This window comes from Phreatobacter sp. (genome assembly GCF_052440005.1).
GTDB lineage: Bacteria > Pseudomonadota > Alphaproteobacteria > Rhizobiales > Phreatobacteraceae > Phreatobacter.
Map to the genome: position 1 here is coordinate 15,313 of NZ_JBQVQL010000009.1, position 12,642 is coordinate 27,954.

A 12,642-nucleotide genomic window follows, 5' to 3' on the forward strand; every position below is an offset into this window, starting at 1 on the left:
TCAAAGCTGGCCAGAGAACGCGCGATGCTGCAAGGAGGCAAAGAGGGCGTCGGTCTCAATTGTGAATGCTTGCGCGGTTAGCTCACGTTCCGCAACTAATCTCAACAGTCCCTCAAATTTGTCTTGAAGATCGATTGGCGGGTTCATGATTTTCAACCCCCGTATATCAGCGAAATTGAGCCCCGCCTTGACACCCTGCCTGTTCAAGGCAGCAAATTGTTGCTTACCGCCATCACCCGCGAGAAAATTAGATAGGAATGTCGGGTTAATATTCTTCGGCCGAAAGAGCGCGATATGCTGATTGACGTTAGCTGACTGATGAAGGGCGGCTGGAACTACAGCAACCCGTCCAAGATCAGCGGTAATACTTATCAATACGTCCCCTGCTGAAACTCTCGTTCTGCGAGCTTCGGCATTCGCAGGTGAATTTACAAAAACGATTTCGTCCGTTGACAGCTTCCCGCCTTTCAAGTTCTGTATCCTGATGAACGGTGTGCCAGTTTTTGCGTAATATTCGGCCCATCCTCGTGAGCCGCTTGTCAGGAATAATTCAAAATCAGCCAGTGGCTTGATCTCCCACCCCTTCGAGTTGCTCACCGGGTCCCCAAACATTTCTACGAAGATCGACTGGGTGAGGCTGTCGATCATGGCGCTGGCCTGACGGTTCTTGGCGCGCAGTGCGTCTGCCTTGTCTAGGATCGCCGCAATCCGCTTCTGCTCGTCGAGGGGGGGAAGCGGGATTTCGAGACTGCGAAGCGAAGAGAGCGTGACGGTTTTCTGAGCAACACCACGCGCGAGTTTATCGGCTTGCCGCCTCACAGGCGGCGTCTCCAGCATTCGGGACAAGTAGTTGGCGTCAACAAGATCGTGTCGGAGTTTCAAATGGGCAATATGTCTCTGAAAGACAAAAGCCTTCCCCTCGGGGACAACGGCTGCATGCCCGTAAGATCCCACAGCTGTGTAAAGCACGTCGCCTGGATCTATAGGACAAGATCTAGTCAACTTACGAAATTCTAACTCTGAGACAAATTTGTCAGTGTCGAAATGAACGCTACCATTGCGTATATTCGATACAAAAATGAATGGGATGCCGCTGGTTGCCCAGCTTGGTGATTGGTGCGTGCCGTCGGATATTCTGCTGCAAACGTCGCTCAACCGGACTATCGGTGCACTCAAAGCATCGCCTCCAGCTCTTTCAGCCCAGCAGCAATCTCAACCTCCAAGGCCAGGAGTTGAGCAATGATCTGCTTCGGCGGGCGATGCTCGGCCGCTTCGTGGGTCACTTGCCGGTAGCGGCTGAGCGAAAGGTCGTAATCGGTGGCCGCAATCTCATCCCGGCTGACGGTGAAACTCTGACCGGTGCGCCGGTTCTTGCGTTCCGCGCCATTGCGCTCCTTCCAGCGTGCCACGAGATCCGGCAGGTTGTTCATTCCATGCTCTTCTTCCGTTAGCGTCGCCTTCGAGATGGGGCCGAATTTCTCCTCGCTCACCAGCATCTGGCGCTTGTCATCCAAGCTCAAGCCATCAGCCCGCACGTCGTAAAACCAGACGTGATCGCTGCCGCCGGAATTGGTCTTGGTGAAGAAGACGATGGCCGTGGAGACGCCCGCGTAGGGCTTGAACACACCCGACGGCAGTTTCACGATGGCGTCCAGCTTATGGTCGTCCACCAGTATTCTGCGGATCGCCTTGTGAGCCGTGGAAGAGCCGAACAGCACGCCGTCTGGGACGATGACTGCCGCGCGGCCACCAGGCTTCAGCAGCTTCAGGAACAGCGCCATGAACAGAAGCTCGGTCTTCTTCGTCTTGACGATGGCGCGGAGATCCGGCGCAGCAGTCTCCTCGTCTAGCGATCCAGCGAAGGGCGGGTTGGCGAGGATAAGTGAATACTTTTCGGCGTCGTCGGCGTGACCGGAGGCCAGGGAATCCCGGTAACGGATATCGGCACCCTCGATGCCGTGAAGCTGCATGTTCATCGATCCGATGCGCAACATGGTCTGGTCGAAGTCGTAGCCGTGGAACAGGCCGTTGTGGAAATGCGACCTGAGCTCCGGGTCGCGAAAAAGGTTGGTGTGGTGCGCGCGTAGATACTCCCCAGCAGCGACGAGGAACCCGCAGGTGCCGCTTGCCGGATCGCAGATGACGTCCTTGGGCGTGGGTGCCGTCAGCTCCACCATCAGCTTGATGATATGCCGCGGCGTGCGGAACTGACCGTTCTGGCCCGCTGACGCGATCTTGCCGAGCATATACTCGTAGAGGTCGCCCTTGGTGTCGCGGTCCTCCATGGGCAAGTCCGCCAACATGTCCACCACCTTCGTCAGAAGGCCAGGGGTGGGAATCGTGAAACGGGCGCCCTTCATGTGCTCCGCGTGCGCTGTGCCCTCCTCGGCCATCTCCCGGAGGAAGGGGAAGACGAAATCCGAGACGAGGGTGAACATGCGCGTCGGGTCGGCATTCTTGAGCCGCGACCAGCGCATCTCGGCATAGGTCACGTCCCGCCCACCGCGGCCTTCGCGATAGACGCCGTCTGGAAAGATTACGCGCTCGATCGGGCGGCCGAGCAGGCTGGCCTTTTCCTCCTCGCGCGTCTGGATCTCGTCGAGCCCCCGAATAAACAGCAAGTAGGTGATCTGCTCGATCACCTCTAGCGGGTTGGCGATCCCGCCGGACCAGAAGGCGTCCCAGACCTGATTGACCTTGGAGCGAATTTCACCCGTGAGCATGTCGTCCCCGAATCGCCCTGTTCATGGTGGGCAACCCTAAGTTACAGATCGTGGAGTTCAATGGTTTGGGGTGCACATGGGCAAAGCTTGGATGGTTCGCGCAGGCCGAGATGGAGCGGCTTACGACGCCTTCAAGGAGCAGGGTGTCGTCGCAATTGGATGGCATGAGATCGGCTCTCTGGCCGGGCTCAGCACCAAGGAGGCTATCGCGAATCTCGTCAGGCAGCGCTGGCCTAACCTGAAGTCTCAGGCCGCTGCGATGGCGGCAGGTCAGATTTACCGCTTCCGGAACGAGATGAGCGTCGGCGACGCCATCGTCACCTATGACCCCGCGCGGAGGGTTTACCTAGTAGGACAGATTTCTGGCGACTATCGTCGTGATGAGAAGTTCGACCCCGAACATCCCAATGTCAGGCCGGTGCAGTGGCAAGGCGAGGTTTCTCGTGACCTCTTGAGCGTTGCCAGCAAAAACACGCTCGGTGCCATCTCCACCCTGTTTCTTCTCTCTCCCGACGCGCTAGACGACCTCAAGCGCGCAATGGTGTCAAAGGAGCCGGCGGAACAGAGCGCCGCTGACGAAGCGCCGGAGGTGGAAGAGGACGTCTTCCGCAACATCCAGGCCAAGGCGCTGGAGTTCACCAAGGACCGCGTGGCCGCTCTGGACTGGGAGGAGATGCAGGATCTCGTCGCCGGGCTTCTCCGAGCGATGGGCTACAAGACCCAGATCTCGCCGGTCGGCCCGGATCGGGGCAAGGACATCGTGGCGTCCCCAGACGGCTTCGGCTTCCAGGCTCCGAAGATCATCGTCGAGGTGAAACATCGGCAAGGCGCCATCGGAGCGCCTGCCATCCGCAGCTTCATCGGGGGCCATCGCCACGCCCAGGATCGTGGGCTCTATGTTTCTACCGGCGGCTTCACGAAGGAGGCCTATTACGAGGCGGAGCGGGCAAACATGCCGATGGCGCTCATGACCATCGAGAATCTGGTCGAGGCTCTGATCGAGCACTACGACAAGCTCGACACGGAGACCCGCCAGCTCGTGCCACTGAAGCGGATTTACTGGCCGTCTTAGTGGGCTAACTCAGTTGCAGGATATCAGAATCATCTTCGGTTCAGTCGGACTGTTTGGGGGGGAGAAGACAATGGCAAGCGTTCGCCTGAGATGGGAGTCCATCGAGTTCCAAGCTGCAGAAATCTCAGGCTGGGTTGCTTTGCGGAAATCAGTAGATGCCGGCAAGATGGCTAAACTTACATCAAATCAGGCAGTTTACGTCATACGTGTCATGCGTCCTTACTCATTTTCTTATGGAAATGAGCATTCTCCTGTAGCCTACATTGGGAAGGGAAAAGCGCAAGCTCGAATAACCTCTCATTTGAAAAGCTGGATACCGAAACTTTCCAATAAGATACAAGGACTCCGGATCAAGATATATTTTTGTGAACCTCGTGTTAGACGATCGGGGGCAATCTGCGAGCAAGTTGAAGCTGATCTCATCCAATTTTTCGTCGAAGACTTTGGTCATCGCCCGATAAGGAATTTAGTCTCACCATCGGGCTATGGCCTACACGAATATCAAGAAAGCGAACTGCACGTCATTCGTCCTGGAAAGGGAGTGGGTTATCACTGGGCAATAAGGCCATTGCCTTCGTCGCACTTCTACAAGCAGTAGCTGCTACAGGCACCACGCGGCGCCCCCCATTCCGCATCTAGCCTTTGGAAACAGAACGCAAACTCGCATAAGATCAACCGCAAGGCGCCTATCCAATGTCTCTTGACCATCGAAAGCACCAGCGTGCGTTTGGTCGATGCATCACAGCAATTTTGATTTTATGCGCGTTAAGTGGCCTAGCTCTAGGGTCGAGCAAAACGCTCGCACAAAGCGATCGTGGCCTAGGACAGACCGCGGTCGACGATGGGCGCCTCGTTGCAGGCCAAAGTGTTCCGCTGGGGCGGAACCCCCCTCCGTCGCAAGTCATCTTCCTCGCCCCCATCCTAGTCCCGGAGAAGAGGGAAACTGGCTCCGGCTCATACCGCCCAGATTGCGAGAAGCCAAAGACCGCCGAAGAGGCCAATCTCTGCGAAACGCGACGGTCCGCAAAGGCTGCGGAGGAGTCCGCGAATGTCGCATGGAGGCAGTTCTACCTCGGGGTCGCGGGTCTCGTTTTCGTGGTTCTTGCTACAGGTTTCAGTGCTTGGGCCGCACTAGCCGGCAGTCGTGCCGCCAAGGCCGCAAGATCTCAAGTCGCGACCCTGATCAATGCTGAGCGACCCTTTCTGTATCTTAAGATCGATGAGCCGGGAATAGAGCTCCTGGAAGACGGTCAATTAGAAATAGAGCGTAGTCGTATCAGGTATCGGATCTGTAACGCGGGAAAAACACCCGCATTTCTTTATGAGGTCTGTGAGAAATTTGAAGTTCTCGACGGTAGCGAGCCTGTCGTCGCTTTAAACCCCTACGAGGACAGGGGCCGATTGCTGCCGATCGGAACCGTAGTGAATGCCTCTGAGCCTTACAAGGTCGCGGCCAACCTCATCAAGGAGGGGAAAGGCTTTGAAATGTTGACTGTGTGGCCAGCCTTCACTGGCAAACGAGTCCTGTTCAAAGGGTTTGTTCGCTACGATGACGCCTTCGGTCGGCATTACATCTACGGCTTCCAAGCGTCATTTTCCCCACCGCATCGCGCTTGGGCGTTCCGCGGAGGCGAGGAGCACAACTACAGTCGCGAAGAAACGGTAGATGAAATTCCGCCGCACCCCCGATACTCATCACAGATCCGAGCGGCTTAGCATTCCTTCTTGTTGCCCGCGGGCAACTCGGCGCTTGCTGAACTTCCAGAGAACCACGGCACCAACCGGCCACACTGCGCCTCCCCATTCCGCCCCGTTCCGCTATGTCGCGCATCGCTTCAACAGTCGGCGATGGTCCTCATCCATCGCCATGCGACCGCGGAGAGGTGGCTGAGTGGTTGAAAGCACCGCACTCGAAATGCGGCATACGGGCAACCGTATCGGGGGTTCGAATCCCTCCCTCTCCGCCAATCCCTTTTGAAATCGCTGGTCGATTTTTGCGCTCGTGGGGTGCCTTACCCTCGCGGGTGCAGTCCGTCTTCGCTCCACCGAGCCATCGATCCGTGCAAGCGCGTCCGCCGGTGTCGATCAGGTAGGATCGAAAGGGCATCGGGCGGCCACCCCGGGCCGGCAGGAATCCCTATGATATCCGCGGCGCGGTCACGTGGACCCGTGACGACGCCCGCGCAGGACCTCCCGGCGGTGGCGCGAGGACGGTGCTTGCCCGCGATCGGGAAAACGTGCGGGCTTCTCGCGGGCCGTGATCAGTAAGACCCCTGAAGCCCCATACCGTCCCTCACGTATTGTCGATGGTTGCCTGACACCGTTAGCCTCCCGACGCCAATTGGCCTGATGTTTTGGAAAGAGATCTGATGGGTGCTCGCCATTTTTTCCTGGCCACCGTCGTGTCGGCCTCGTTGCTCGCCAGTGCAGCCCTTGCCCAGCAGCAACCCGTCAATGCCAACGTGCCGGGCTGGCGGTTCACGAGCGAGCTCGAATCGAGCGGCTATGTGAACTGCAGGGCCATGACCGGTTCGGATGGGCTTGGAGCGATCGTGGCCCAGCGCAACAACGGCGAGGCCTATCTCAGCCTTGCCGCGCAGGGGCTGCGTGTCCGATTTCCCAACTCGAGGATCGTCTCGAACGGCGCCACCTGGCAGGTGACCGCCGAGGCGAACGGCAGTCGCCGGTGGTTCACCGGGATCCCGGCCAATGGGGTCGAGCGGATCATGGCCAACGGCAACTATGAGTTCATCCTGTCCAACGGGCAGCGGAACAGTGTCGATCTCACCAATCGCGGCGCCGCCGCCTGGGCCGTGGTGCGCCGTTGCGTGCGCAGCGCGCTGGGCAACTGATCGCGCGCAGGACAGCAGACGAGAGAGGGCCGAACGATCGCCCGCCGCGTCGCGGGCGGGCGATCGGGCTGAGGGGTCACCTCACTTCGTCAGGCCCATGGTGCGTGGCAGCCAGAGCGTCAGCTCGGGGATGAAGGTGATCGCCACCAGCGAGAAGAGCAGCGGTATCAGCCACGGCAGGATGGCCACCGTCGTTCGTTCGACCGTCATTCCCGATATTCGCGCCAGCACGAAGAGCACCATGCCGAGCGGCGGGTGGAGCAGGCCGATCATCAGGTTCAGCGTCATCATCACCCCGAAATGAATCGGGTCGATGCCGACCTTCAGCAGGATCGGCATCAGCACCGGCACCAGGATGGAGATCGAGGCGATGGGCTCGAGGAAACAGCCGACGATGAGCAGCAGGATGTTGACGAGAACCAGGATGACATAGGGGTTGGTGGTGATCGACAGCAGGCCCTCGGCCGCCAGTTCGGTGAGCCGCGTCGTCGTCAGCACCCAGCCGAACAGGGACGCGGCGGCGACGATGAGCAGGACGCTGGCGGTGGTCTCGATCGTGTCGAGCGTCACCTTGTAGAGCTGCTTCCAGGTCAGCGAGCGGTAGAGCACGAAGCCGAGGATGAGCGCCCAGGTGCAGGCGGCGATCGCCGCCTCCGTCGGCGTGAACCAGCCGAAGGTCATGCCGAGGATGATGATCATCGGGGTAAGCAGGGCCGGCAGGGCGGAGATGAAGGTCATGCCCAGCACCTTCCAGCGGAAGACCTGGTCGCGGCCCATGTTGTAGCGGCGTGCGCACCACCACACGAAGAGCATCATGCTGGCGGTCATGAAGAGGCCGGGGATGACGCCGCCGAGGAACAGCGCGCCGATCGAGACATTGGCCATCATCCCGTAGATGACGAAGGGCAGGGAAGGCGGGATGATCGGCCCGAGGGTCGAGGACGCCGCGGTGACGCCGACGGCGAACTCGGTCGAGTAGCCGTGGTCCTTCATCGCCTTGATCTCGATGGTGCCGAGACCTGCCGCATCGGCGATGGCTGTGCCGGACATGCCCGCGAAGATCACCGATCCCACGATGTTCACCTGGGCGAGGCCGCCGCGCATCCAGCCCGCCGAGGCCACGGCGAAGTCGTAGATGCGATTGGTGATGCCGGCGGAGTTCATCAGGTTGCCGGCGAGGATGAAGAAGGGCACCGCCAGAAGGGGGAAGGAATCGAGTCCGCCCGCCATGCGGTGCAGCACCACGAAGTCGGGGATCAGGGCGACGAAGTGGGTGTAGTAGAGCGCTGACCCCGCGAGAGCGATGAAGACGGGAATGCCCGCGAGAAGCGCCACGAAGAAGATGAAGATGACGATGGTCATGGCGTGCCGCCGGCCTTGGTGTCGGAGCTGAGGGGATCGGGCCGGCGGAAGCCGGTGCGGGCGCCGCGCCAGACGATCTGCCCCTGGCGGACGACCATCATGAAGCAGCCGATGGCGATGCCGCCGTAGACCAGCGACATCGGCCAGTCGAAGACGGTCATGTAGAGGTTGTGCATCCGCTCGGTGATGAGGACCGCGAACCAGGCGAGCAGGCCGATGAACACGAGCTTGGTCACCTCCACGGCACCGATCAGCGTGCGCTTCAGCGGCCCGTCGCGCATGACGTTCTGCACCAGCTCGACGGCGATGTTGGTGTTGCGCCGCACCACCATGGCGCCGCCGACGAAGACGAGCACCATCAGCAGGTAGCGGGCGATCTCCTCGGTCCAGGACAGGCTGTTGTTGAGCACGTAGCGGGTGAAGAACTGCAGGAAGACGATGAAGGCGAGGACCCAGAACAGGGCGATCGCCATCCAGTCCTCGACGTGCTTCTCGACGACGACCTCCTCGTCCTCCGCGACGATGAGATGGACGTCGTCGCTCGGTTGCCCGGCAGGCGGCGGGTTCGGTGACATGGCATGTCCTCGCGGCGCGAAGCCGCTGTGGAAGTCGGATGGTGACAGGGGCGGTGCGGAAGCGCCGCCCGCAGGCGGCGCTTCCCGGAGCCTGGATCAGCTCGAGCGGGCGAGGCCCTGCAGCGCGTCGTATTCCGCCTTCGACCAGCCGGCGCCGGAGGCCGCATCGTTGTGCAGCGGCATGGCGGCGGCGCGGAAGGCGGCGCGGTCGGGCGTGACCACGGTCTTGCCGAGCTTGCGGAACTCGTCGGCCAGCTTCTGCTCGCTCTCGCGGATCTGGTTCGAGGCGCGCGAGGCGGCCTGCAGCAGCACCTCGTTGAACGTCGCCTTCTCCGCGTCGTTCAGGCGGCCCCAGACATGCGAGCCGACGATCGAGAGGAGCGACTCCGTGATGTGGCCGGTGAGCATGATGTGGCTCTGCACCTCGTAGAACTTCTTCGCCATGATGGTGGGAAGCGGGTTCTCCTGGCCGTCCACCGTGCCCTGCTGGAGGGCCAGATAGACTTCGGCGAAGGCGATGGGCGTCGCGTTGGCGCCGACCGACTTGGTGAACATCAGGAACAGCGGCGCCGGCGGCACCCGCAGCTTCATGCCGCGCATGTCCTCGGGCTTGTTGATGGCCTTGTTGGCGGTGACGTGCCGCTCGCCATAATAGGTCAGCGCGGTGACCTTGTGGCGGGTCCGGCCCTCGTAGCCGGAGGCGATTTGCCGGAACAGGGGCGAGTCGCGATAGGCCTTCCAATGGTCGAAGTCGCGCAGGACGTAGGGCGCGTTCGAAATGGCGATGGGCTTGTGGATCGAGCCGGCGAAGGCGACGCCGGTGTAGATCATGTCGACGGTGCCGAGCGACAGGCCCTCGTTGATCTGGTTCTCATTGCCGAGCTGGGACGCCGGGAAGACGTCGATCTGGTACTTGCCGTTGGTGCGCTTGGCGATCTCGCCCGCGGCCCAGAGCGCCTCGGTGTGATAGGGCTCGCCCGTCTCATAGACATGGGCCCATTTCAGCTTCACCTGCTGGGCCCGCAGCGGGGTGGCGGCGAAGGTGGCGAAGCCGGCGCCCGCGATGAGCGCGTTGCGGCGTGAAATGCTGGTCATTGGGTGTCCTCCCTACCCGTGTTGTGGTGGTCGGGCGGTTTGGTCCGCCGCTTGTTGCCGGCCCCGCAGGGGTGCCGGTGCATGCCCTCAGGCGCGCTTCAGGTCGGAGCGCGCCGAATCCTCCAGGAAATAGCCGGGGTTGAACCGCTTGAGGTCGTCGAGCCCGAGCGACAGGCCGTCGACATGGGCGCCCATGGCCGCGGCCGCCGCCTCGGCGTCGCGCGCCTCGATGGCGGTGAGCACCGCCTCGTGCTCGGTGACGACGCGGGCCATGCGGCCCTCGAGCGGAAGGGTCAGCCGGCGGAACCGGTCGACCTGAAGCTTGACGTGGCGGACGAGGGCCCAGACGCCGGGATGCCGGCCGGCGGTCGCCACCGCCTCGTGGAAGGCTTCGTCGGCGCGATGGAAGGCTTCCGTGTCGCCCGCTTCCGCCGCCTCGGCGGTGCGGACGAGGATAGCGCGCAGCTCGATGATCTGGCTGGGCGTCGCCGAGGCGACCGCGCCGCGCACCGCGAGCTGCTCGAGGACCCGGCGAATGGTGATCGCTTCGGGCAGGGCGGCGAGCGGGATGCGCGACACATAGGTGCCGGACTTCGACACGATGTCGACGAGCCCCTCGTCGGCGAGCCGCAGCAGGGCCTCGCGGACAGGCGTGCGACTGACCCCTTGGGCGGCCGCAATCTCCTTCTCGACAATGGGCTCGCCCGGCTTGCGCCGGAGCGACATGATCTCGTCGCGGAGCAGCGCATGGATCACCGCGGCGGCCGTCTGGCTCCGCTGCGCGCCCCTATCCCCGCCGTTGAACACCAAGCTCAGCACGATCCGCCGCCTCTCGGAAGAGGACGGTACGCATAATATATCAGACATGCAACCGCATTGTCTGGGGTTCCGATGGGGGTGTGGGCGATGAACCGCCGGCGGCCGGCGGAGGCGTCGCCAATGGGATGGAGACGCGGGTGCGCCCCGCGCCATCACATGGGACACCCGGGATTCAGGAGATCGGATCGGATGGGCTGGTCTGGCCCGCCTGCCCGCGACGCTCGTGGGATGCTCCCGGTCCGGGTTCGGAGAGCCGGTCCTCAGCGCTCCTACGCGGCTCCGGCCTCCTGCGGGACGGCCGACAATTGCTGGACGAGGTCGCCTACGGAGCACCAGTCGTCGTCCTGGCGGCCGGACGCCGCGAGCGCCTTGATGACCTGCAGGACGACGGCGGAGACGGGGGCGAAGACACGGGCGTCGTCCAGGGCCTTCGCCGCGATGGAGAGGTCCTTGGCGATCAAAGTCGTGCGGAACCCGGGACGGAAGTCGCGGTCCAGCAGCTTCTGGACGTGCCGCTCCAGCACCGCGCTGCGCGCCGCCCCGCCGAGCAGGGCCTCGCGCACGCGCGCCGGATCGACCCCCATCTTCATGGCCAGCGCCATGGCCTCACTGGCGCCGACCAGATTGGCAGAGACGCAGATCTGGTTGCAGGCCTTGGCAACCTGACCCGCCCCGCTTCCGCCGATATGGACGATGGTCGTCGCCATCGCCGCGAGGAACGGCCGGGCGAGCGCCAGCGCTTCGTCGGGGCCGCCGACCATGCAGGTGAGCGTGCCGTCCGCGGCGCCCTTCTGGCCGCCGGAGACCGGGGCGTCGAGCATCATGACGCCATGAGCGGCGAGGCGCTCGGAATAGCCGCGGGTCGCCACCGGGTCGATGGTGCTGGTGTCGACGACCACCGTCCCGGCGGCGAGGCGGGCGGCGATCCCTGCGGGGCCGAACAGCACTGCCTCGACGTCCCCCGTCGCCGGCAGGCAGAGGAAGACCACGCCCGCCCCTTCCACGGCGTCACGGGCGGACGGGGCGAGGCGCGCACCGGCGGCGACGACGGGCTTCGCCTTGGCGGCGCTGCGGTTGAACACCGTCGTGTCGAAGCCCTTGCGGGCGAGGTTGGCGGCCATGCCGGCCCCCATGACGCCGAGGCCGATGAACGCCACCCTGTCCGTCGGATGCGTCATGGCTCAGGAATCTCCCTTGGCGGCGAGAACCGCCCGGGAGGTGTCCTCCATGGCCTTCATGAAGCCGGCGCCGTCGAGATAGGCGAGATCGAGGTTCGTCCGCTGCGCCAGGTCCTTCATGCGGTCGCTCTGCAGGACGCGGGCGAAGAGCGCATCGTGGTAGGCGATGATCGGCGCCGGGGTTCGGGTCGAAATCATTAGTCCCTTCATGTTTTCGATGTTGACCGGAACCCCGGCCTCGGTGAGCGAGGGCGTTTCGGGCAGGATGCCGCTCCGGTTCGACGTCGTGGCGAGAATGAAGACGTTGCCGGCATCGGCCTGGTTCTTGGCCTCGGCGGGCGTCAGCAGCGTCATGTCGAGCCTGCCGCCGAGGACGTCCTGGAGCGCGTGGGCGCCGCCGCGATAGGCGACGTGGGTCATCTGGATGCCGGCCGTCTTCTCCAGCGCCTGGAACGCGGCGTGGAGGATGCCGCCCTGCCCGGAGGACCCGTAGGTCAGCTTGCCAGGCTCCGCCTTGGCGCGCTTCACGAGTTCGGCGACGGAATTGATGCCGCCCTTCGCGTAGGTGACCAGCACCATGTGCTCGCGGTTGACCCGGGCGATGCCGCGGAAGTCCTCGAGCTTGTAGTTCAGGCGGTTGTAGTGCGGCAGGGTCGTGCTCTCGCTGCCGCCACCCACCAGCATCGTGTAGCCGTCGGGTTCGGCCCGCGCGACGAATTCGGCGGCGATGGCACCGGCAGCGCCCGGGCGGTTCACCACCACCACCGGCACGGGCGCAATGCCCTCGGCGGCCTGGGCGACCGCGCGCGCGGTGACGTCGGTGCCGCCACCCGCCTGGAAGCCGACGACGAGCGTGATCGGACGGTCCGGCGTCCAGCCGGACTGTGCCCTTGCGGAGACGACCGGGGCGACGAGCGCGGACCCGGCGAGGCTGAGAAAGTGACGGCGGTCGAACATGGTATTCCT

Annotated in this window: 12 protein-coding genes and 1 tRNA gene; 5 read left to right on the forward strand and 8 right to left on the reverse strand. The window is 62.9% G+C overall.

Translation table 11 applies throughout. The annotated features are described in order from the left end of the window. Together ACT6XY_RS03820 and ACT6XY_RS03825 are read right to left on the reverse strand one after the other, a co-directional pair. Positions 1–1,176, reverse strand: a complete 1,176-nt coding sequence (locus tag ACT6XY_RS03820) for a restriction endonuclease subunit S (RefSeq protein WP_444747004.1) — start codon at positions 1,174–1,176, stop codon at positions 1–3. Further along, complete coding sequence (locus tag ACT6XY_RS03825) at positions 1,173–2,723, reverse strand: type I restriction-modification system subunit M (RefSeq protein ID WP_444747005.1); 1,551 nt, start codon at positions 2,721–2,723, stop codon at positions 1,173–1,175. The genes ACT6XY_RS03820 and ACT6XY_RS03825 overlap by 4 nt, the downstream gene beginning before the upstream one ends. A 91-nt stretch (positions 2,724–2,814) precedes the next feature. Between ACT6XY_RS03825 and ACT6XY_RS03830 the strand changes: the two genes are divergently transcribed. From ACT6XY_RS03830 to ACT6XY_RS03850, 5 genes are all read left to right on the forward strand, one after another. After that, positions 2,815–3,795, forward strand: a complete 981-nt coding sequence (locus ACT6XY_RS03830) for a restriction endonuclease (protein ID WP_444747006.1) — start codon at positions 2,815–2,817, stop codon at positions 3,793–3,795. Between the two features lie 70 nt (positions 3,796–3,865). Next, entirely contained in the window at positions 3,866–4,393 is a 528-nt protein-coding gene (locus tag ACT6XY_RS03835; protein WP_444747007.1) for a hypothetical protein, read from the forward strand. A 497-nt stretch (positions 4,394–4,890) separates the two neighbouring features. Further along, positions 4,891–5,511 (forward strand): hypothetical protein, encoded by a 621-nt coding sequence (locus ACT6XY_RS03840; RefSeq protein ID WP_444747008.1) that lies wholly within the window; start codon positions 4,891–4,893, stop codon positions 5,509–5,511. A 161-nt stretch (positions 5,512–5,672) separates the two neighbouring features. Continuing rightward, positions 5,673–5,762, forward strand: a tRNA-Ser gene (locus ACT6XY_RS03845). Between the two features lie 402 nt (positions 5,763–6,164). Continuing rightward, the gene (locus tag ACT6XY_RS03850) at positions 6,165–6,647 is read left to right on the forward strand and encodes a hypothetical protein (protein WP_444747009.1); all 483 of its coding nucleotides are present in this window, start codon (positions 6,165–6,167) and stop codon (positions 6,645–6,647) included. Positions 6,648–6,728: 81 nt separating this feature from the next. On the opposite strand, the gene ACT6XY_RS03855 is transcribed toward ACT6XY_RS03850, so the two are convergent. The 6 genes from ACT6XY_RS03855 to ACT6XY_RS03880 all read right to left on the reverse strand — a co-directional run bounded on the left by ACT6XY_RS03855 (position 6,729) and on the right by ACT6XY_RS03880 (position 12,633). Next, the gene (locus ACT6XY_RS03855) at positions 6,729–8,009 is read right to left on the reverse strand and encodes a TRAP transporter large permease (protein WP_444747010.1); all 1,281 of its coding nucleotides are present in this window, start codon (positions 8,007–8,009) and stop codon (positions 6,729–6,731) included. Next, positions 8,006–8,584, reverse strand: coding sequence for a TRAP transporter small permease (locus tag ACT6XY_RS03860; RefSeq protein ID WP_444747011.1), 579 nt, complete (start codon positions 8,582–8,584; stop codon positions 8,006–8,008). Before ACT6XY_RS03860 ends, ACT6XY_RS03855 begins: the two co-directional genes overlap by 4 nt. 96 nt (positions 8,585–8,680) lie before the next feature. Continuing rightward, positions 8,681–9,679 (reverse strand): sialic acid TRAP transporter substrate-binding protein SiaP, encoded by a 999-nt coding sequence (locus ACT6XY_RS03865; protein WP_444747012.1) that lies wholly within the window; start codon positions 9,677–9,679, stop codon positions 8,681–8,683. 87 nt (positions 9,680–9,766) lie between these two features. Next, a complete protein-coding gene (locus ACT6XY_RS03870) occupies positions 9,767–10,498 on the reverse strand; it encodes a GntR family transcriptional regulator (protein ID WP_444747013.1) in 732 nt (243 codons plus the stop codon). 269 nt (positions 10,499–10,767) lie between these two features. Beyond that, on the reverse strand, positions 10,768–11,676 hold the full coding sequence (locus ACT6XY_RS03875; RefSeq protein ID WP_444747014.1) for an NAD(P)-dependent oxidoreductase: 909 nt from the start codon (positions 11,674–11,676) through the stop codon (positions 10,768–10,770). 3 nt (positions 11,677–11,679) lie between these two features. Then, positions 11,680–12,633 carry a Bug family tripartite tricarboxylate transporter substrate binding protein gene (locus ACT6XY_RS03880; RefSeq protein ID WP_444747015.1) on the reverse strand — a complete coding sequence of 318 codons (954 nt, stop codon included), beginning with the start codon at positions 12,631–12,633 and terminating at the stop codon, positions 11,680–11,682. Positions 12,634–12,642 lie beyond the last annotated feature (9 nt).